17 protein-coding genes, 2 tRNA genes and 1 riboswitch are annotated in these 19046 nt (G+C 71.2%); of the genes, 8 read left to right on the forward strand and 11 right to left on the reverse strand.

Annotation, left to right across the window (positions count from 1 at the left end):
- The first annotated feature begins 152 nt into the window (after nt 1-152).
- The 3 genes from ABD832_RS22000 to ABD832_RS22015 all read left to right on the forward strand — a co-directional run bounded on the left by ABD832_RS22000 (nt 153) and on the right by ABD832_RS22015 (nt 3529).
- A complete protein-coding gene (locus ABD832_RS22000) occupies nt 153-977 on the forward strand; it encodes an SAM-dependent methyltransferase (protein WP_344898407.1) in 825 nt (274 codons plus the stop codon).
- 675 nt (nt 978-1652) lie between these two features.
- Nucleotides 1653-2330, forward strand: a complete 678-nt coding sequence (locus ABD832_RS22010) for a DUF4097 family beta strand repeat-containing protein (RefSeq protein WP_344898409.1) — start codon at nt 1653-1655, stop codon at nt 2328-2330.
- A 74-nt stretch (nt 2331-2404) separates the two neighbouring features.
- A complete protein-coding gene (locus tag ABD832_RS22015) occupies nt 2405-3529 on the forward strand; it encodes a serine hydrolase domain-containing protein (protein WP_344898411.1) in 1125 nt (374 codons plus the stop codon).
- 79 nt (nt 3530-3608) lie between these two features.
- On the opposite strand, the gene ABD832_RS22020 is transcribed toward ABD832_RS22015, so the two are convergent.
- Nucleotides 3609-3682: transfer RNA gene (locus ABD832_RS22020), tRNA-Ile, on the reverse strand.
- Nucleotides 3683-3843: 161 nt separating this feature from the next.
- Here ABD832_RS22020 and galK point away from each other — a divergent pair.
- Entirely contained in the window at nt 3844-4965 is a 1122-nt protein-coding gene (galK, locus tag ABD832_RS22025) for a galactokinase (RefSeq protein WP_344898413.1), read from the forward strand.
- A gap of 135 nt (nt 4966-5100) precedes the next feature.
- On the opposite strand, the gene ABD832_RS22030 is transcribed toward galK, so the two are convergent.
- Nucleotides 5101-5694: a MarR family winged helix-turn-helix transcriptional regulator gene (locus ABD832_RS22030; protein WP_344898415.1), complete on the reverse strand. Its 594-nt coding sequence runs from the start codon at nt 5692-5694 to the stop codon at nt 5101-5103.
- Between the two features lie 76 nt (nt 5695-5770).
- Here ABD832_RS22030 and ABD832_RS22035 point away from each other — a divergent pair, with 76 nt between their 5' ends.
- Complete coding sequence (locus ABD832_RS22035; protein WP_344898417.1) at nt 5771-7027, forward strand: MFS transporter; 1257 nt, start codon at nt 5771-5773, stop codon at nt 7025-7027.
- Nucleotides 7028-7138: 111 nt separating this feature from the next.
- Here the strand turns inward: ABD832_RS22035 and ABD832_RS22040 are convergent, their stop codons facing one another.
- Complete coding sequence (locus ABD832_RS22040) at nt 7139-8212, reverse strand: hypothetical protein (protein ID WP_344898419.1); 1074 nt, start codon at nt 8210-8212, stop codon at nt 7139-7141.
- 35 nt (nt 8213-8247) lie between these two features.
- Nucleotides 8248-8359, reverse strand: a riboswitch (SAM riboswitch).
- Nucleotides 8360-8411: 52 nt separating this feature from the next.
- Between ABD832_RS22040 and ABD832_RS22045 the strand changes: the two genes are divergently transcribed.
- Nucleotides 8412-8933: a DUF402 domain-containing protein gene (locus ABD832_RS22045; protein WP_344898421.1), complete on the forward strand. Its 522-nt coding sequence runs from the start codon at nt 8412-8414 to the stop codon at nt 8931-8933.
- A 77-nt stretch (nt 8934-9010) separates the two neighbouring features.
- On the opposite strand, the gene ABD832_RS22050 is transcribed toward ABD832_RS22045, so the two are convergent.
- The 3 genes from ABD832_RS22050 to ABD832_RS22060 all read right to left on the reverse strand — a co-directional run bounded on the left by ABD832_RS22050 (nt 9011) and on the right by ABD832_RS22060 (nt 11464).
- A complete protein-coding gene (locus ABD832_RS22050) occupies nt 9011-9784 on the reverse strand; it encodes an enoyl-CoA hydratase (protein WP_344898423.1) in 774 nt (257 codons plus the stop codon).
- Nucleotides 9785-9921: 137 nt separating this feature from the next.
- Nucleotides 9922-11142 carry a nitric oxide synthase oxygenase gene (locus ABD832_RS22055; protein ID WP_344898425.1) on the reverse strand — a complete coding sequence of 407 codons (1221 nt, stop codon included), beginning with the start codon at nt 11140-11142 and terminating at the stop codon, nt 9922-9924.
- A 246-nt stretch (nt 11143-11388) separates the two neighbouring features.
- A tRNA-Asn gene (locus ABD832_RS22060) sits at nt 11389-11464 on the reverse strand.
- 172 nt (nt 11465-11636) lie between these two features.
- Between ABD832_RS22060 and ABD832_RS22065 the strand changes: the two genes are divergently transcribed.
- Nucleotides 11637-11948 (forward strand): YtxH domain-containing protein, encoded by a 312-nt coding sequence (locus tag ABD832_RS22065; protein WP_344898427.1) that lies wholly within the window; start codon nt 11637-11639, stop codon nt 11946-11948.
- A 184-nt stretch (nt 11949-12132) separates the two neighbouring features.
- On the opposite strand, the gene ABD832_RS22070 is transcribed toward ABD832_RS22065, so the two are convergent.
- From ABD832_RS22070 to dnaG, 4 genes are all read right to left on the reverse strand, one after another.
- Nucleotides 12133-12594 carry a hypothetical protein gene (locus ABD832_RS22070; RefSeq protein WP_344898428.1) on the reverse strand — a complete coding sequence of 154 codons (462 nt, stop codon included), beginning with the start codon at nt 12592-12594 and terminating at the stop codon, nt 12133-12135.
- Nucleotides 12591-13895 carry an MGH1-like glycoside hydrolase domain-containing protein gene (locus ABD832_RS22075; RefSeq protein WP_344898430.1) on the reverse strand — a complete coding sequence of 435 codons (1305 nt, stop codon included), beginning with the start codon at nt 13893-13895 and terminating at the stop codon, nt 12591-12593. The genes ABD832_RS22070 and ABD832_RS22075 overlap by 4 nt, the downstream gene beginning before the upstream one ends.
- 332 nt (nt 13896-14227) lie before the next feature.
- On the reverse strand, nt 14228-15331 hold the full coding sequence (gene rpoD, locus ABD832_RS22080) for an RNA polymerase sigma factor RpoD (RefSeq protein ID WP_344898432.1): 1104 nt from the start codon (nt 15329-15331) through the stop codon (nt 14228-14230).
- A gap of 185 nt (nt 15332-15516) precedes the next feature.
- The gene (gene dnaG / locus ABD832_RS22085) at nt 15517-17367 is read right to left on the reverse strand and encodes a DNA primase (protein WP_344898434.1); all 1851 of its coding nucleotides are present in this window, start codon (nt 17365-17367) and stop codon (nt 15517-15519) included.
- A gap of 175 nt (nt 17368-17542) precedes the next feature.
- Here dnaG and ABD832_RS22090 point away from each other — a divergent pair, with 175 nt between their 5' ends.
- Complete coding sequence (locus ABD832_RS22090; protein WP_344898464.1) at nt 17543-18421, forward strand: M23 family metallopeptidase; 879 nt, start codon at nt 17543-17545, stop codon at nt 18419-18421.
- 96 nt (nt 18422-18517) lie between these two features.
- Here the strand turns inward: ABD832_RS22090 and ABD832_RS22095 are convergent, their stop codons facing one another.
- Nucleotides 18518-19036, reverse strand: coding sequence for a hemerythrin domain-containing protein (locus tag ABD832_RS22095; RefSeq protein WP_344898436.1), 519 nt, complete (start codon nt 19034-19036; stop codon nt 18518-18520).
- Nucleotides 19037-19046 lie beyond the last annotated feature (10 nt).

Below are 19046 nucleotides of genomic sequence, written 5' to 3' on the forward strand. Positions count from 1 at the left end.
TGACCGTGGTGCTTAAGCATGAACTTGTCCCTACATACCTGCTCTTAAAGGGATTCATGGTTATTATCTGCCCAGTCCCTGCGATCAAGCGGGACCCCGATCGGAGCAAAGGTGGCGAGGTGTCCGAGCGCAGCGAGGATGGGACCGGGGCGATGCCGGACAGAGGTCAGCTTCCCGCGGAGATCGACACGACGAAGCCCAGCATCGCGCGGGTCTACGACTGGTTCCTGGGCGGGAAGGACAACTTCGCCGTCGACCGTCAGGTCGCCGAGGCGGCCATGAAGGTCTCCCCGGGAGCCCAGGAGGCCGGGAAGCAGAACCGGGCCTTCCTGCAGCGGGTCGTGCACCACATGGCGGCCGAGGCGGGGGTCAGGCAGTTCATCGACATCGGGTCGGGCCTGCCCACCCAGGGAAACGTGCACCAGGTGGCACAGGAGGTCGATCCGGCGGCCCGGGTGGTCTACGTGGACAACGACCCCATGGTGCTGGTCCACGGTCGGGCGCTGCTCGCCACCGACGGCAGCACGAAGGTCATCCAGGCGGACGCGCGCGACCCGCGGTCGATCCTGGAGAACGATCAGGTCAAGGACTTCATCGACTTCGGCGAGCCGGTAGGGCTGCTGATGCTGAGCATCCTGCACCATCTGCACGACCAGGAGGATCCCGCGGGAGTGGCGGCCACGCTGCGCGCCCCGCTGGTGTCCGGCAGCTTCGTGGCGATCTCGCACTTCTGCAACCCCGGTGAAGCTCACCCCGCGTCGTCCCAGCAGGCCGCGACGGCCGAGAAGCTCTTCAACGAGAACCTCGGCACCGGCCGCTGGCGCACCCCGGACGAGATCACGGGGTACTTCGGCGACTTCGAGCTGGTCGAACCGGGGCTCGTCCCGCTCCCCGAGTGGCGTGCCGAGCCGAGCTTCTTCGTCAAGAACACCCTTCTGTACCACACCTACTACGGCGGCCTGGCCCGCAAGTCCTAGACGAACCTCGGCCGAGCGCCGGTCCTTCGATACGCCACCGGATCCACCGGTGCGTCACCGGCGTGGTCGAGCGGGTACGGTACACCCCGCTCCACGCCACGAGGACGACCGCGCAGGAACCCTCCACCGCACCACCGACGACCCCTGCTCGCCCCGCGTGAAACCGATCCGCGGTGCCGGTGCGGTTCGCGTCGCCACCCCGCAGCGGGAGCGGCACCTCAGAGAGAAGCCCTCGGCCTCCGGGCCGGGGGCTTTTTTCAGGTTCAGCCGTCATCACAGGATCGATCCGCGTCCTGCGGCGCGTATGCGGCAGGGCCGCCGTTGCGCATCACCTCGCGCGTGATCGTCGAGGTCGGACGGTCGAGACCTCCGGCGACCTCCGCGTGGACCGGACCGTCGGCCGGTCCCGGCGCGATCCGCCGACGGTCCAGCGGGTGAGTCCGCCTCCCGGCGTCACGGCCTCCCCGTGGTCCGCGGCGTCCTCGCCATAGCGTTCATTCTTATCCTATTGCAACGAGCCCGATGAGGATCATTGCATTAGAATCAAAACCATTGCAACATTTAAACGGTCTTGACCTGCATTTATGCGTTACATACGCAACTCGCATGTTGCTGTATCTAGAAATGCAACGTAGTGTTTCCCTCATCAGAAACAACGAACCGAAGGACGACACCATGCAGAAGTTCGACACCCCCACCCCCGTCACCGCCGTCCTGGACGTCCCCGCCGGCCGCATCCACCTCATCGCCGCCGACCGCACCGACACCGCCGTCGAGGTCCGACCCGCCGACGCCACCAAGAACCGCGACGTCAAAGCCGCCCAGCAGACCGAGATCACCTACACCGACGGCACCCTGCACATCACCGCACCGAAAGCCACCAACCAGCTCCTCGGCGCCCCCGGCGCCATCGAGATCACCGTCCAGCTGCCCACCGGCTCCCACATCCAGGCCACCGCCGCCAGCGCTGAGCTGCGAGGCGTCGGACGACTCGGCGACGTCACCTTCGACAGCGCCTGCGGCTCGGCCAAACTCGACGAGACCACCGCAGCCCGCCTCACCCTGCAGTCCGGCGACCTCACCGTCGGCCGCCTGAACGGCCCCGCCCAGCTCAGCACCCACAAGGGCGACCTCCGCATCACCGAAGCCACCTGCGGCACCCTCACCCTGCGCACCGACTCCGGCGACATCCACATCGGCGCCACCCGCGGAGCCTGCGCCACCCTCGACGCCGGCACCACCCACGGCCGCATCCACAACGCCCTCACCAACACCGGCACCAACGGCACCGACGCCGACCTGACCATCCACGCCACCACCTCCCACGGCGACATCACCGCCCGCAGCCTGTAGCGCAGCCCGTGCCAGGGACACCTCCCCGGCGTGACCATCCCGATCCCGCACCACCTCTCAAGGAGCACACCACCATGTCCCTCCCCCTCACCGACCAGGACCGCCCGCAGCTGCGAAAGGCCATCGAGGAGATCGTCGAGTCCGGTTTCACCGGGATGACGATGCGCGTGCACGACGAGCGTGGCGTCTGGACCGGCAGCGCCGGCACGGCCGAGCTGGGCGGAACCGACGAGCCGCCGATCGACGGGTACGTCCGGATCGGCAGCAACACCAAGACCTTCACCGCGACCGTGGTGCTGCAGCTGGTGGCCGAGGGCGTCCTCGAGCTGGACGACCCGGTCGACGACCACCTGCCCGAGTTCGGGCTGGACCGGCGCATCACCGTACGGATGCTGCTGCAGCACACCAGCGGGATCTTCAACTTCACCGGCGAGTACTACGACGACGGAACCTACGTCCCGGGGATCCCCGCCACGACCGCGGGCCAGGAATGGGTCGACAACCGGTTCAAGACCTACCTGCCCGAGGAGCTGGTACGGCTGGCGCTGTCCAAGCCGGCACGCTTCGAGCCGGGAACGGGCTGGAGCTATTCCAACACCAACTACGTGCTGGCCAGGCTTCTGATCGAGAAGGTCACCGGCCGCTCGGTCGCCCAGGAGATGCGGCGGCTGATCCTGGAGCCGCTGGGACTGTCGGGCACCGTGGTGCCGACCACCGAGACCGACCTCCCCCGGCCGCACGCCCACGGCTACTACCGCTACACCGAGGACGGCGAGCACAGGACGGTCGACGTCACCCGCCAGAACCCCTCCTGGATCTCCAGCGGCGGTGACATGATCTCGACCACCCGGGACCTGCACACGTTCATCTCCGCCCTGGTGAGCGGAAAGCTCCTGCCAGCCCCGCTGCTGACCCAGATGTGCACCCCCTACCCGACCGGCGCCCCCGGCATGGACTACGGCCTGGGAGTGTTCGTGCTGACCACACCGGGCGGCACCGTCATCTCCCACAACGGCGGCATGGCCGGCCACGCGGCACTGATGTACAGCACCCCCGACGGCGCCACGACCCTGACCGCCTCGCTGAACTACGTCGAAGACGTCGAGATGACCCTGGGCGAGCCCTTCCAGAAGGCGACCCAGAGGCTCATCGAAGAGGTCTTCGGCGAGAAGACCGGGCCGGCCGCGTCACAGCGCTGACCGAGGCCGAGCACATCCACGAGCCATCAACAGGGACGCATAAGAGCAGGCCGGAAACACTTTTCCTGCTCACGAGAGGTAGGGCGGGCGGGACTCGAACCCGCGACCCAGGGATTATGAGTCCCCTGCTCTAACCGGCTGAGCTACCGCCCCTCGCGCACGCCGTACGCGGCATTCAACCAAAGGTCGGGCCCGTTCGCATCGCCGCCCGGCGGGCCGGGTTCAAGATGTGACCTTCGGCGAGGCCGCGGGCGGACCCGAGGGGCAGGGGACTCGCTACCCTACTGGGGAACCTTGTTGAGGAGTGTTGGATCATGCGCGTTGTTGGAGCTTTCCGGGAGTCGTACGGCGTGGAGCCCGCAGGGGTGTGGCATGCTCCCGGGCGGGTCAATCTGATCGGCGAGCACACCGACTACAACGACGGGTTCGTGCTTCCGTTCGCGGTGCCGTGGGGGGTGAACGCGGCGGTCTCACCCCGCGAGGACGGGGTGGTCCGGCTCCGGTCGCTGCAGGCGGCGGGCGAGCCGGTGACGCTGGAGCGGCTGGACGCGGCCCAGGGCTGGGCCCGCTACGTGGCCGGGGTGTTCTGGGCGCTCCGCGAGGCCGGGCACCGGGTCGGCGGCGCCGACGTGGTGATCGACGGTGACGTCCCGCAGGGGGCGGGCCTGTCGTCCAGCGCGGCCCTGGAGGTCGCGGTCGGCACGGCGCTGAACGAGCTGTACGGGCTCGGCATGACCAAGATGGAGATCGCGCTGGCCTCGCAGAAGGCCGAGAACGACTTCGTGGGGATGCCGTGCGGGATCATGGACCAGGCGGCCTCCGCCCTCGGCGAGGAGGGCCAGGCGCTGTTCATGGACTGCCGCAGCCTCGGCACCAGGAACGTCCCGTTCGACCTGGCGAGCGTGGGCCTGCAGCTGCTCATCGTCAACACCGGCGTGCACCACTCGCACGCCGGCGGGGAGTACGGCGACCGCCGACGGGACTGCGAGAACGCCGCCGCGCACCTCGGTGTCGACGCGCTCCGCGACGTCACCGACCTGGCGGACGCCCTCGGGCGGCTCAGCGGCGACGAGCGTCGGCGCACCCAGCACGTGGTGACCGAGAACCACCGGGTGGAGGCCGTGATCGGGCTGCTGCGGGCCGGGAAGGTGGAGGAGATCGGGGCGCTGCTGAACGCCTCCCACCTGTCGCTGCGCGACCAGTTCGAGGTCTCCTGCGCGGAGCTGGACGTGGCCGTGGAGTCGGCGATCCGGGGCGGGGCCCGAGGGTCGCGGATGACCGGTGGCGGGTTCGGCGGGTCGGCCATCGCGCTGGTCGCCGACGACCGGGTGGAGTCGGTACGCGCGTCGGTCACCGGCGCCTACGCCGAGCGCGGATGGGCCGCACCGGAGATCTATCCCGCGGTGCCCGCGGCGGGAGCCCGCCGGCTGGCCTGAACCCCTCGTCCCGTCCCGGGCCCGCGTTCCGCGCGGGCCCGCCTCCATGTCCGGGGCCGGGCCGTGTCCGGGGCCGCGTCCGGGGCCGCGGCCATGTCCAGGGCCGTGTCCGGGTCCATGGCCGGAGTTGCCGCCCTATCGCGTGGTCGTCGCGTCCGAGGCCGGACCGGAGGACGGGCCCGGCGGGACGGGCGCCTTCGGGCCGGCCGGCCAGTCGGGCATCAGCGGCGGGCCCTCCTGCTCGGCCGCGCGGACCAGGCGGCGCAGGAGGCCGTCGAGAAGTTCCCGCTCGTTCGCGTCCAGCGGGGCGAACAGCGCCCGTTCCGACCGGTCGCCCTCGTCCATGCGCTCCTGCCAGGCGGCCCGGCCGGCCGGGGTGAGCCCCACGAGCAGGCGGCGGCGGTCGGCCGGGTCGTGCACGCGGTCGACGTATCCGGCCTTCTCCAGCCGGTCGAGCCGGTTGGTCAGCGTGGCCGGGTGGGTGTCGAGCCACTCGGCCAGCGTCGAGGGTGCCGCCCGGTAGGGCGGCCCGGTGGCCACCAGGTGGTGCAGGATCTGGAACTCCCACGGCTTGAGCCCTCCGGCGGCCAGCCACTCCTCCTTGTGCCGCTTGAGCAGCCGCACGAGCATCTGCATGCGCGTGACCATCCCCTCGAGCTGCGGGTCGAGGTCGGACAGCTCCCGGGACCAGTGCGCGATGTGACGGTCGACGGAGTCGGGCTCTGACATGCCCACAGGGTACGCCGCCCGCCGGTGACCCAAAGATATGAATGCATATATTTTGTTTTCATAGTACTTTTCTCTCATGACCCCCATGCGAGACACCCTGTCCCCCCTGCGGGACGCCCGTTTCCGGTTGCTGTGGGCCGGGCAGAGCCTGTCGGCCGTCGGCGACTCGATCACCGCCGTGGCGCTCGCGCTGGCGATCGTCACCACGACCGGTTCGGCCACCGACCTGGGCCTCGTGCTGGCCGCCCAGTCGATCGCCACGGTGACGCTCATGCTGCCCGGCGGGGTCTGGGCCGACCGGCTGCCGCGCCGCCGCGTGATGGTGGCCGCGGACCTGGTCCGCGGTCTCGCCCACGCGGCCATGGGCTTCGAGCTGGTCACCGGCACGGTCGACATCGCCCACCTGGCGATCCTGGCCGCCCTCTCCGGCGCGGGTTCCGCCTTCTTCATGCCCGCCACGACCGGCCTGGTGCCCGCCACCGTGGCCCCGGAGCACCTCTCCCGGGCCAACGCGCTCATGGCGATCGCCCAGCGAGGGTCCATCCTGCTCGGCCCGGGGATCGCCACCGCCCTGGCGCTGACCGTCGGCGCCGGCTGGGCACTGCTCCTGGACGCGCTGACGTTCGCGGTCAGCGCGGTCCTGCTGGGCCGCCTCCGGCTCGCGCCGATCCCGCCCACGCCGCACGAGCCGTTCCTGCGGCAGCTCGCCGAGGGCTGGACGCAGATGCGACGGCACCGGTGGTACTGGACCAACCTGATCGGCCACTCCATGTGGAACCTGAGCCGCTGCGTCCTGATCACCATCGGGCCGGTGCTCGCCGTCACCACCCTGGGCGGCGAGCTCGCCTGGGGCACGATCGTGCAGGGCGGCACGATCGGCGCCCTGGGAGGGGCGCTGCTGGCCCTGCGGGTGAGGCCGAAGCGGCCCCTGGTCGTCGCCAACCTGGTGCTGGCGCTCGGCGCGCTGCCGCTCGCCCTGCTAGCCGCGGGGATGTCCGCGCCGATGGTCGCGGTGGCCTACGGGCTGATGACCGGCGGCCTGGCGCTGATGGCCCCGATGTGGGAGACCCTGGTGCAGGAGCACATCCCGGCCGAGGCGATCTCCCGGGTGTCGGCGTACGACTGGCTGCTCTCCCTCGGGCTGATGCCCCTCGGCATGGCCCTGGCCGGGCCGCTGGCCACCGCCGCGGGGACCGCCCCCACCCTGTACGGGGCCGCGGCGCTGCTGGCGGTCTCCTGCCTGGGCGTGCTGCTCCTGCCCGACATCCGCAGGCTCGGCCACCGGAGCACGGACGCCGTCCCCGAGGCCGTGCCGAGCCACCCCGCGACGTAGCCGTGCCGTGCGGGACCGTGCGGGTCTCGCACGAGAACGGGCGGGACCGGGCGGGGACCTCCCCCGCGGCCGTGGCGGACGCGACCGGGCCGGGGGGCGTGCCGTGCGGGATCAGATGGGGTGCCGTCCCCACACCGGAGCCGTCGTGAGGATCCTGGAGTACCTCGTCTCGGTCCTGGTGGCCGGTCTCCTGCGCGGCGCCCTGGCCCACGGGTCAGCGCCCGAGGCCGTGACCGCCGTCCTGTCCGGCGACCACACGGGCCGTCCGGTGTCGACGAGGACCGCGGAGGTCACGGCCCCCGGGGCGGTGGGGCTCTGTGCCCGCCAGCGTCCCTCGTACCGGTCGATCACCAGGTCGGCGCCGAGGAAGACGACCACGCCCGCCTCGGCGAGTGCGCGGAGTTCCTCCAGGTACGACGCGGGCGAGCCACCGGCGAGATGGTCGGAGAACTCCCGGAACCAGGGGTCGGACACGCCGGCCTCGGCGAGGACGGCGCGGACGGAGAGCAGGGCGAGGACCATGGCGTGGTCGGCGCTGTGCGCCGGGTCGGAGCGCCGTTCCAGGTCGGCGGCGAGGTAGCCGCGCATCCACCTGCGCACCCCCGCCCGGTCGCCGAACCGGATGCCGTGCAGCGGCCGGTCGAGACGGTCGAGGTCGAGCCGGTCGGGGTGCCGGGGGACGGCGGCGCGGACGAGCCTGCGCATCGCGGGGCTGTTCCACTCCTCGGCCGCGAAGGCCTCCTCGAACTCCTCCCAGGTCGACCGCGTCCGCTCCGGGTGGGCGGTGATGAGCTCGTGGTAGTACGCGAAGGCGAGTTCCTTGGCCACCAGGGGCCACAGGTCGCGGCGGAGGTTCCACGGCCCCGTGCCCAGCGTGTCGCGGGTGACGAAGCGCGGCACCGGCGGCTCGGCGCCGCCGAAGGGGTGGGCGAACCCGCGGTGGTGCGGCACGCCGCGCGAGGACCCCACGTGCAGCAGGGGCTCGCGTCCGCCGGGCAGGTAGACCAGCTCCCCGTCGTACCCGCGGGCGAACCGGCCGCCCCTGCCCGAGGTGAGCGGCACCAGCAGGCCGGCCAGGGCCGGCCCCATCCCCTTGACGATCACCGGCTCCCCGGCCGGGACGCCGTCCGGATCGAGGGCGAGGGGTTCGGGATGGTCGGGTTCCGGTGTGGCGCTCTGCGACATGTGGCACTCCCGTACACGTCTCGGCGGCCCGGCGGGGGCCGCGTCCGCGGCACGCCGACCGTGCCGCCGGGTTTTCCCCGGAGGCGCCCCTCGCGACGGAAGGGGCGCCGGTCAGCCGGCCGGGGTCTCACATCGACGCGTTTAACCTATTTAAAAGGTAGGAAATGCATGGATCATTGTCAAGCCCTACTGTCGAAGGATGTCCTACGAGATCGTGAACGTGGTCTACCGCAAGTACGACGGATCGCTGCACTGGCACCACCGCGGCCTGCTGCTCGGCGAGGACGAGCACGGGGTGTGGACGGGCTGCGTGGCCGGTTCCAGCGGCCACAAGGGGGACGGCCCCGCCATCGCCTGGCCGCAGCCCTTCGTGATGCTCTTCCCCCGCGACGCCTGGTGGACGGCCGCCTTCAACGCCGCCCCGAACAAGCACGAGATCTACTGCGACATCTCCACGGTGCCCGAGTGGCGCGACGGCGAGGTCACCATGATCGACCTCGACCTCGACGTGATCCGGACCCGCCGTGACGTGCTCAAGGGCCGCACCAGGCGGATCTTCCTGGACGACGAGGACGAGTTCGAGGAGCACCGGATCCGGTACGCGTACCCGCCCGACGTGGTGCAGAACGCCCGCGACTCGGCCGCCTGGCTGATGAAGGCCGTCACCGCCGGAACCCCTCCCTTCGGCGCCACTCCGCACTGGCTCTCCCTGGTCACCTGAGCCCGCCTGACCCGGCAGAACCCGCACGACCAGACGGGCCCTTCCACATCAAGGGCCCGTCCACGACGAGGGCTCGTCTACAGCGGTGGGAAGGCGGGGGCGCGGCGTTCGACGAAGCTGGCCACGCCCTCCACGAAGTCCGGGCGGGTGAAGGACTCGGCCATCAGGCGCACGGCCGCCGACTCCGAGGACTCCAGGCTCTGCTGCCAGTCGCCCCAGACCTGCCGCTTGATCACCGCCATCGAGGCCGGTGAGCTGTGGGTCGCCAGCTCCCGGGCGTAGGCCATGGTCTCCTCCATCAGGCGCTCCCCGGGCACCGACCGGACGGCCAGCCCCAGCTCGCGTGCCTCGGCCCCGGTGAAGGTACGGCCCGACAGCAGCAGGTCCATGGCCGCGGCCTGGCCGGCCAGGCGCGGCAGGATCCACGACAGGCCGTACTCGGCGACCAGGCCGCGGCGGGCGAACGCGGTGGTCCACTTGGCCTCGTCCGCGGTGAAGACCAGGTCGCAGACCAGGGCGTGGACCATGCCGAGCCCGGCGCAGGCACCGTTGACGGCGGCGATGACCGGCTTGCGGATCGTGGTCGGGAAGGTGGTGGGACGCCGGTCGGGCTCCCCGGAGTAGGAGCCGTCCTGGATGGCGGTGAGCGTCCGGAAGTCCGCGCCCGCGCAGAAACCCCGCCCCGCCCCGGTGACGACGATCACCCGGACCTCGGGGTCCTTCTCGGCGTCGGCCAGCTGGTCGAAGTAGCGCCTGCCCATCTCGTCGGTCCAGGCGTTCAGCCGGTCCGGCCGGTTGAACGTCAGGGTGAGCACGCCCCCCTCGACCGACGACAGCACCAGGTCGAGCATTCCGCCTCCCTCCGGGGAGCCCTCGGGGCACCCGCGTCAGAACCTCCGTCCCGAGGTTACAGAATATCGTTCTACACCTTTTCCCGCCCCGGCGTCAGCAGGGGCGGGACCTCTCCGGGGGGAGGACGGACCGGTGATCAGCTTCCCGGCCCGCAGGAGCGGCCGAGACCGCGCTCCAGGGAGTCGGGGTGGTGGACGAAGTTCGGCGTCATCCGCCTGTCCTCGTAGTAGCGGTGGAACACCGGCGTGGCCGAGGCCGACATCGGCGGAACGATCCAGCTCCAGTCGGCCGGGCAGACCCGCCCGGCCTTCTCCTCGCGCTCCAGGTGCATCAGGAAGTGCCGGGACTCGGTGTGGTGGTCGGTCATCGTCACCCCCGCCCGCTCGAAGGAGTGCAGCACCGCCGCGTTCAGCTCCACCATGGCGTAGTCCCGCCACAGCGAGCGGTCGGTGCCGGTGTTCAGGCCCAGGCGCCGGGCGATCAACGGCGTCAGGTCGTAGCGGTCGGTGTCGGCCAGGTTGCGGGCGCCGATCTCGGTGCCCATGTACCAGCCGTTGAACGGCGCCGCCCGGTAGCAGACCCCGCCGATCTCCAGGCACATGTTCGAGATCACCGGTACGGCGTGCCAGCGCAGGCCCAGCTCCTCGAACCAGCTGTGGACCGGGTGCGAGAGCGCGACCTCCAGGACGGCGTCGCCGGGGAGCGTGGACAGCAGCGGCGGCCCCTCCCCCACCGAGATCGCCAGCGGCAGGACGTCGAACGGGCTCCCGGGGCCGCCCGGCCAGCCCAGCCCGCGCAGCATCTCGGTGAAGGCGACATAGCGCGGGTCCCCGACGACGGAGCCGTCCGCCGTCCGGTAGCCGGCGTACCGGATCAGTTGCTCGTTCCAGATCCGGGGCCCGGGGACGCCCGGCCGCTCCTGGGGGAACACGGTGATCGTCGGGCGGATCCTGCGGGCCGGGGCCGCGTCCCGCAGGTGGTTCACGCACTCGACCGCGATGCCCTCGGCCGTGGTGACGTACCGCCGGTCGCGCACCCGTAGCGAGCGCCAGTACAGCCGGCCGATGCACCTGCCGCTGTTGCGCCAGGCCACCCGGGCGCCGAAGACCAGCTCGCTGGGGGTGTGCGTGTACGTGCCGGTCCGGGCTATCTCCTGCCGGACCTCGCGCAGGCGCTCCCGCGGGTCACCTGCCCCGGGATTCTCCGCGTGGAACAACCTCAGATAGTCCTCGGCCGCGGCCTCCACGTCGGCCGCGGCCCTCTCGTCGGCCGGGGTCCGCGCGACGGCCGGGGGCGCCTCGGGGACGACATGGACCGGATCCGGGGCATGACGCCGGGACCTTCGCCAGGTGAGCACAGCAAAACCACCCAATGTGGCTCACGGGCACGACGGCCGTTCCGGGCGGCACGGTGCCCTGAACGCGGCGGCCCTTCCCCGCTGCGATCGGTGTGGTCCGCGGCAGCCGCGCTCCGGTCCATCCGCTGCGATCACGGAGCCCCGGGCACGGCGATCTCATTTTCTGTGATTCGCTGTGCTTTGTCCGCTGAATCGGGATACGAGACGCCGAAGGCCCCGGAAGCGGGGCTTCCGGGGCCTTCGTGATGGCTCCCGCGATAGGACTCGAACCTATAACCTGCCGGTTAACAGCCGGCTGCTCTGCCGATTGAGCTACACGGGATCGCGCTTTGCGCTGGTCGGAGCGGATGTTCCCCGTTCCTTGCGGCGCAGGAATAGATTAGCGCACTCCATGGGTGTGTGTCGCATCGATACTCCGGGGTAGGGGCGGGACGAGTGGCGATCCGCAGGTGATCGCATCACGGGGTCCGGCGGAACAGCTTGTGGAGGTGGACATGCGTTATCGGATGATGTTCTGTGTGGGATTCGCGGCCGGGTACGTCCTGGGGAGCCGTGCCGGACGGGAGCGTTACGAGCAGATCAAGCGGATGGCCCAGCGGGTCTCCGACAACCCGTCCGTGCAGGAGACCGCAGGCCTGGTGGGCGCCAAGGTCTCCAGGGCCACCGGCGTGGCGAAGGACAAGGTCAGCGACGTGGCCAAGAACCGGCTGCCGTTCCTGAAGTCGGCCAACGGCTGGCACGGCGACGAGGTGGACGAGACCGGCACCGGCTGGCCGGAGAACCAGCGGACCTCCGCGCCGTACTGATCCCCGCGCCGCTTCCGGACCTGCGGGCCGGGAGCGGCCCGCAGGTGCGAAGGCCCCCTCGGGGGCCTTTTCGCGTGTACGGAGCCGTTCCGGGTGCGTGGGGGCGTCCTGAGACCGGGAGCCGCTCAGGGGCCGTGGGTCGTCCCGGGACCGGTCCGGACGCCGGGGGCCCGCCGGGTCCCGTTCAGACGCCGAAGCTGCGGCGCGTCTCCTCCAGCGCCTGCTCGGCCAGGGCGCGCAGGCCCGGGTCGTGCGGGTCGAGACCGGCGTCGAAGACGAGCTCCCAGACCAGCTCGTCGGCCTCGGCCCTCCTGGCCACCAGCCGCACTCCCCCGCGGGCGTCCAGCGGGACGTACTGGTTGACCACGATCGAGGCGGTCACCCGCTCCCGTACGGCCTCGGGGATCCGGCCCGGCTCGGGCAGCAGCGCCCGGTGCGACCGCCCGTCCGTGGTGACGACCGTCAGCCCCTCCTCGTCCCACGCGCCGCGGTCCACCTGGAACCAGGGCAGGCGCACGTCCCCCAGATACAGGGCCCGGTCGGCGGCGATCACGTAGCCGTCCGGCCCTCCGGCGTAGGTGAGCACCCGGTCACCCGGGACGACGGCCGCGCGGACCTCGGCGGGCATGCGGTTGAAGAGCCTCATTCCTCCACGGTATCGGCGAGCAGGTCCAGGGTGAGCGCCGCCGACCAGGAGAAGTCCCTGCTGCCCCGGCCGCTGCCGTCGAAGGGGTCGAAGCACTCGCGGAAACCCGCCTGCCGTACCAGGCGCAGGGTGCTCGCCCCGAGGATCCGGGCCAGTCCCGCCAGGTCGTGGACGGCCGCGGCCCGGCGCAGCAGCCAGTTGGTGTTCACCCAGGACGGCCCGCGCCAGTAGCGGGAGCGGTCGAACTGCTGGGCTCGGATCTCGCAGCTGGGCACCGGGTACCCGGCCGCCCCCATGAAGCGGGCCGACTCCAGCACCCCCACCAGCTCCGCGACCCGGTCGGCGGGCAGCTCCCGGTCCAGCAGCGGCCCGAAGCACCCGACCGTGCAGACCTGGCTCAGCCCTCCGCCGCGCAGGTCGCGGACGCGGAAGAGGCCGTCGGCCCACAGGCGTTCCAGCAGCCCGGCGCGGATCCGCTCCACCGCCGCCCGGTGCGGCCCGGCGTCCGCGCCGGCCACCGGCGCCAGCTCGGCCAGGGCCTGGCAGGAGGCGAGCCAGATGCCGTTGAACATCGGGTCCTCGACCGCGAACGGGTGCTCGTCGCGCAGGTAGGCCGGGTCGTAGCCGGAGTCGCGGTAGCGCAGGGCGAGCGTGACGAAGGGGTCGTGGTGGCCGCCGGGCCGTCCCTCACCGCAGGATCCCCCCGCCCTCCGGTACGGGGCCCCGGTCACCGGCAGCGCCTCCAGCGGGGCGTCCCAGACGGGGCTGTCGTCCATTCCCGACTCCCAGGGGTGGACGATCGCGGCCAGCCCGGCCCCGCCGAGGTCCCTGACCGTGGCGAGGTAGTCGTGCTGGGCGACCAGCATGGGGTAGAGCCGCCGTACCAGGGCCGCGGCCGTGTCGCGGTCGGCCGCGTGCCGCCAGATCCGCCACAGCGCCAGCGCCTGCAGGGGCGGCTGGGTCAGCCCCGAGGTGCCCACCCCGTGGGGGGCCGAGCGGTGCTCCCGGGAGCGCCACACCGACGGCCCGGGGAAGTAGACCTCCGCCCGGACGGGCTGGAAGACGATGTGCGGCACCATCCCGTTGCCCCACTGCCCCGCCATCAGGCTGAGCAGCTCGGTCCCGGCCCTGCGGGTGTCCCGGCGGGCCAGGCCGATCGCCACGAAGGTGGAGTCCCAGTTCCACTGGTGCGGGTAGAGGCCGGGGGCGGGGACGGTGGCCGACCCCGTCCAGTTCGCGTCGAGCACCGCCCATGCCTCGCGCCCCAGCGCCGCGTCGTCCACCGCCGCTCGCGACTCCATCCGCCCAGTCTGCGCCTGTATCGCCCGGGAAAACAGCCCGGAACGGCCGGAAACCGCCCGGACCACGGGGACGCCGCCCCGGATCCCAGGAAGGCCGGACCGGATCGCGGGAAGCCCGGACCGCGAGAAGGCCGGCCCACGGGAAGGCCGGACCGCCGGAAGCCCGAACCGCGGAAGCCCGGACCGTGGGAAGAGCGGCTCGCGGAAGGCCCTCGGGCGACGCGCGACGACGAGCGGCGACAAGCGACGACGAGCGGTGACGAGCGACGACGGGCCGGCGACCGGGCGGAACGCCGGGTCGCCGGCCCTGACGGGGCACCGGGGACGGTGCCTCAGTCGAGATAGTCGCGCAGCATCTGCGCCCTGGTCGGGTGGCGGAGCTTGGCAAGGGTCTTCGACTCGATCTGCCGGATGCGCTCCCGGGTCACCCCGAACTCCCTGCCGACCTCCTCCAGCGTCCGGGGATGCCCGTCCGCGAGCCCGAAGCGCAACTGGATGATGCGCTGCTCCCGGTCCGAGAGGGTCGCGAGGATGTCGTCGAGCTGGTCCTGCAGCATGATGAAGGCGGCGGCCTCCATCGGCACGACCGCGTCCGCGTCCTCGATGAAGTCGCCGAGGTCGGAGTCCTCCTCCCCGATCGGGGACTGCAGGGAGACCGGCTCCTGGGCGATCCGCTGGATCTCGATCACCCGGTCGATCGGCAGGTCCATCTCCAGGGCGATCTCCTCCGGGGCGGGCTCGCGGCCCAGATCCTGGTGGAGCTGGCGCTGGACCCGTACCAGTTTGTTGATCGTCTCGACCATGTGCACCGGAATGCGAATGGTGCGTGCCTGGTCCGCGATCGCCCTGGTGATCGCCTGGCGAATCCACCAGGTGGCGTATGTGGAGAACTTGTAGCCCTTGGTGTAGTCGAATTTCTCGACCGCCCGGATGAGCCCGAGGTTGCCCTCCTGGATGAGATCCAGGAAGAGCATGCCGCGTCCCACATATCTTTTGGCGATTGACACCACCAGCCGGAGATTGGCCTCGATCAGCCGCTGCTTGGCCCGCGTCCCCTGCCAGACGAGCTCCCTGAACTCCGGGAACCCCAGGCGTGAGACGACGCTGGTCAGCTTGTCCTCGGCGAACAGGCCCGCTTCGATCGACTTGGCGAGCTCCACCTCCTCCTCGGCCGTGAGCAGGGGCACCCGGCCGATCTCCCGCAGGTAGATACGGACGAGATCGCTGGTCGGCGCCCTTTTACCGACATCCTCCTCATCGGGTCGGGCGGGTTCCTCGTCACCCTGGGGCTCGAGGACCTCCACACCCTGTTCGGCGAGCATGCGGACGACGCGTTCGAGCGCGTCGGACGGCAGCTCGGATCTGTCGAGAGCGGCGGCAACGTCATCGACCGTGACGCTTCCGCGCTCTCTTCCCTTCGCGACGAGGTCGGCCACCTGGTCTACCGATGGCGGCCCACTTGGCAGCACCGATGCACCCACGGGAGACAGTCTGCTGTATTGGATCCCCTAAATGGCAGACCTATTTTTGTCACCGGAGGTAAGGGCCTGTTCCTTATCGGATCGAGACCCTATTAAGGTTTGGCGGAATCGACGGATGGACATTAAAGCAAATTACGCCGTCAGCTCGCGGCGGTGCGCTCCTTCAGGACGCGCCGCTGCTGCTCCAGCGCGACCAGCTCGCCGAACAGCCGGTTGTACTCCTGCTGCTCCTCGACCGGGTTCGTCCGCTGCATCTTCGACTTGAGCTGCTCGATGGCCCGCGCCACCGAGACGAGCTCCAGCGCGGCCAGCATGGCCGAGGCGTAGCGCTCCTCGCTCGCCAGGTCGGCCCGCAGCTCTTCCACGGCGAACCGGGTGACCATCCCGCGCAGGGAGTCCTCGGCCCTGCCCAGCAGCAGGTCGACCCATTCGCGGCCGCCCTGCCCGGCCGCGGCGGTGCCGCCGCAGTCGGCGATCAGCCGGTAGAGGGCCACGTGCTCGGGGAGCGTGAAGGCCTCCGCGCCCACCGCCTCGAAGCGGGGACCGAGCAGCGCGGGACGCTGGACGGCCAGCCGCAGCACCTCGGCCTCGGTCCGCACCCCGGGGTCGGTGAGGTCGGCGACCCGGCGCGGGCCCGTGGGGCGTTCGGCGCGCGGCCGGGCCGCCGTGGAGATCTCGGCGATCCGGTCCATCACGAAGCGCTCGTTGTTGAACCCCAGCCACCGGTCGAGGTCGACGGCGTACAGCTGGCGCAGGGACCTGTCCTTGATGCCGGCCACGATCGGGGCGGCGGCGTCCAGGGCGGAGAGCCTTCCCTCGTTGGTGCTCACGTCGAACTTGGAGATCACGCTGCGGATGGCGAACGCGAAGAGCGGCTCCCTGGCCGCGATCAGGTCGCGCACGGCCGCCTCGCCGTGCTGGACGCGCAGGTCGCAGGGGTCGAGCCCGTCGGGCTGCACCGCGACGAAGGTCTGGGTGACGAACTTCTGCTCGTCGGCGAAGGCGCGCAGCGCCGCCTTCTGGCCCGCGGCGTCGCCGTCGAAGGTGAAGACCACCTCGCCGTGCGAGCCCGACTGGTCGAGCAGCAGCCTTCTGAGCACCTTGATGTGCTCCTCGCCGAACGCGGTGCCGCAGGTGGCCACCGCCGTCGGCACCCCGGACAGGTGACAGGCCATCACGTCGGTGTAGCCCTCGACGATCACGGCCTGGGAGCGCTTGGAGATCTCGCGTTTGGCCAGGTCGATGCCGTACAGGACCTCGCTCTTGTGGTAGAGCGGGCTCTCGGGGGTGTTCAGGTACTTCGGGCCGTCCTCGGCGTCGTTCAGCTTCCGCGCGCCGAACCCGATGACGTCGCCGGTGATGTCGCGGATGGGCCAGACCAGCCGGCCCCGGAACCGGTCGATCGGGCCGCGCCGGCCCTCCTTGGCCAGCCCTCCCTTGATCAGTTCCGCGGCAGTGAAGCCCCGGCCCATCAGGTGCCGTGCCAGCGCCTCCCACTCGGCCGGGGCGTACCCGACGCCGAAGCGCTCGGCGTCGACCCGCTCGAAGCCCCGTTCGGACAGGAAGCGGCGTCCGGGCGCGGCGTCGGGGGCCGACAGCTTCGAGACGTAGAACTCCGCCGCCGCCCGGTGGGCCTCGACCAGGCGGCTGCGCTCGCCCTGCTCGCGGCCGGGCACGTAGCCGCCCTGCTCGTAGCGGAGCTGGACGCCCGCCCTGTTTGCCAGCCGCTCGACGGCCTCGCCGAACGACAGGTGCTCCAGGCGCCGGACGAAGGTGATGACGTCACCGCCCTCGGCGCAGCCGAAGCAGTACCAGTACCCCCGGGTGGGGGTCACGTTGAACGACGGGCTCTTCTCGTCATGGAAGGGACAGAGCCCTTTCAGGTTGCCGCCGCCCGCGTTGCGGAGCTGGATGTGCTCGCCCACGATGTCGGCGATCGGTGAGCGCTCCCGTACGAGCGCGATGTCCTCGTCACTGATCCGGCCTGCCACGCCGCGAGTCTAGTCCGGCTCCCCGACAGCCCCCGACAGCACCGACGGTACGGGCGGTACGGACGGGGCGGCGGGGGCAGGAGGAACGATGACTTTCCCGAAGAGGTCATGACCAACCAGGACGTCGGTTACAAAGGTAAGAGCGAATTCTCGATACTGTACGCGGGTGGAGATCATGCGATCGCGGCACATGGCACGACTGGCCGCGGTGACCGGCGCGGTGCTCGTCACCGGAGGCTGCGCGTCCCCGGGCGGGGTGGCCGGCATCGGCACGGCACCCCCGACGCCCGGGGCGGAGAGCGCCGCCGGGACCCCCGGCTCGGTCACCGCGACCATCCCGGACTCGACGCCGACCCCCGTCCCGCAGACGGCGGTCGACCGCCCCAAGGCCGACCCGCCGGTGCGGGTCCCGCCGCCGAAGCTTTCCAAGTACAGCTACGTCTTCCCGGTCAAGGGCTGCTCGGTCAACTACCAGAGCCGGCTGCTGGTGCTGCCCAAGACCACGATCTGGGCGGGCAAGGGCTGCGCGTTCGTCTCGCCGGTGTCGGGGGTGGTCGACGAGGTCAACACCAAGAACCGGTGGAAGCCCTCCACCGACCGCGGCGCCGACCGCGAGGGCCGGTTCGTCACGGTCGTCGGCGACGACGGGGTCCGCTACCTGGGCGGCCACCTGGACGAGGTCGTCGACGGCATCAGGCCGGGGGTGCGCGTCGGCGCCGGGCAGACGCTCGGCCGGATCGGCAACTCCGGGAACGCGCGCTCCACCGCCAGCAACCTCTACTTCGCGATCTCCTGGAAGACCTCCCCCCAGCTCTGGTGGGTCCGCCGCGGCATGGTCAACCCGTGGAACTACCTGGACGCGTGGCTGAAGGGCAACCCCACGCTCTCGCCCCGGGAGGAGATGCAGACCGTGATGAACCGGACGGGAGCGGCCCCGCGCTGCTTCACGCTGTGCGCGTCCAAGCCGCAGCCCGCCAAGAAGAAGCCCAGGCCCTCGCCGACGCCGGAGGAGCCCGAGCAGATCACCCTGGGCGGCGACGGCGGTGTCGGCTAGAAGGGCCGTCGCGGCCGCGATGGCGCGGGCGGCGCGGGCGGCGTCCCGCCGGTGCGCGGGGACGTCGGAGAACGCGTCCCCGTCACGCTGATCGCCCTATTCGTCCTCGTCGTCGATCAGGAGGAAGGCGGGCCGGTTCTCGCGCCACTCGGGGACGTCCATCGCGTTGAGCACGGAGACGAGCTTCTTCTCCTCGTAGATGAAGTGCGTCCGCATGACCGCCGACAGCGCTTCCACCTCCTCGCGCACCTTCGAGGCCGTGGCCGGGTCCGGTCGCTCCGGCAGGGCGTCGAGGAGTTTGCGCAGGTTCCCCATCAGCCAGTCCAGGTGGTTGTGGTCGGTGCGCAGGTCGGAGAGCACCTTGCGCAGCTCGGGGTACTCCTCGGCGATCGCCGGGAACGCGCCGCCGTCCTCGCCGGTGTGGTGGCGCGTCAGCGCCGTGCAGAACGACAGGCAGTGCGCGCGCAGGTCCCGTGGCGGGAGCCCCCTGCCGTCGAAGTAGTCGTCGATGCCGTCCTGGAGGTCCTCCAGCATCTCGCGGAGCCAGACGTGCACCTCGAGCAGCTGGGTGCCCAGGGCGGTGAGACGGCCTCCCGCCTCGGAGCGTGCGTTCATGTTCGTCCTT

Source organism: Streptosporangium longisporum (assembly GCF_039534895.1).
GTDB lineage: Bacteria > Actinomycetota > Actinomycetes > Streptosporangiales > Streptosporangiaceae > Streptosporangium > Streptosporangium longisporum.

What these genes read in the sequence shown, in the direction of transcription:
- ABD832_RS22000 (WP_344898407.1), top strand. Translation starts at nt 153, where the DNA reads ATGCCGGACAGAGGTCAGCTTCCCGCGGAGATCGACACGACGAAGCCC.
- ABD832_RS22010 (WP_344898409.1), top strand. Translation starts at nt 1,653, where the DNA reads ATGCAGAAGTTCGACACCCCCACCCCCGTCACCGCCGTCCTGGACGTC.
- ABD832_RS22015 (WP_344898411.1), top strand. Translation starts at nt 2,405, where the DNA reads ATGTCCCTCCCCCTCACCGACCAGGACCGCCCGCAGCTGCGAAAGGCC.
- galK (WP_344898413.1), top strand. Translation starts at nt 3,844, where the DNA reads ATGCGCGTTGTTGGAGCTTTCCGGGAGTCGTACGGCGTGGAGCCCGCA.
- ABD832_RS22030 (WP_344898415.1), bottom strand. Translation starts at nt 5,694, where the DNA reads ATGTCAGAGCCCGACTCCGTCGACCGTCACATCGCGCACTGGTCCCGG.
- ABD832_RS22035 (WP_344898417.1), top strand. Translation starts at nt 5,771, where the DNA reads ATGACCCCCATGCGAGACACCCTGTCCCCCCTGCGGGACGCCCGTTTC.
- ABD832_RS22040 (WP_344898419.1), bottom strand. Translation starts at nt 8,212, where the DNA reads ATGTCGCAGAGCGCCACACCGGAACCCGACCATCCCGAACCCCTCGCC.
- ABD832_RS22045 (WP_344898421.1), top strand. Translation starts at nt 8,412, where the DNA reads ATGTCCTACGAGATCGTGAACGTGGTCTACCGCAAGTACGACGGATCG.
- ABD832_RS22050 (WP_344898423.1), bottom strand. Translation starts at nt 9,784, where the DNA reads ATGCTCGACCTGGTGCTGTCGTCGGTCGAGGGGGGCGTGCTCACCCTG.
- ABD832_RS22065 (WP_344898427.1), top strand. Translation starts at nt 11,637, where the DNA reads ATGCGTTATCGGATGATGTTCTGTGTGGGATTCGCGGCCGGGTACGTC.
- ABD832_RS22070 (WP_344898428.1), bottom strand. Translation starts at nt 12,594, where the DNA reads ATGAGGCTCTTCAACCGCATGCCCGCCGAGGTCCGCGCGGCCGTCGTC.
- ABD832_RS22075 (WP_344898430.1), bottom strand. Translation starts at nt 13,895, where the DNA reads ATGGAGTCGCGAGCGGCGGTGGACGACGCGGCGCTGGGGCGCGAGGCA.
- ABD832_RS22090 (WP_344898464.1), top strand. Translation starts at nt 17,543, where the DNA reads ATGCGATCGCGGCACATGGCACGACTGGCCGCGGTGACCGGCGCGGTG.
- ABD832_RS22095 (WP_344898436.1), bottom strand. Translation starts at nt 19,036, where the DNA reads ATGAACGCACGCTCCGAGGCGGGAGGCCGTCTCACCGCCCTGGGCACC.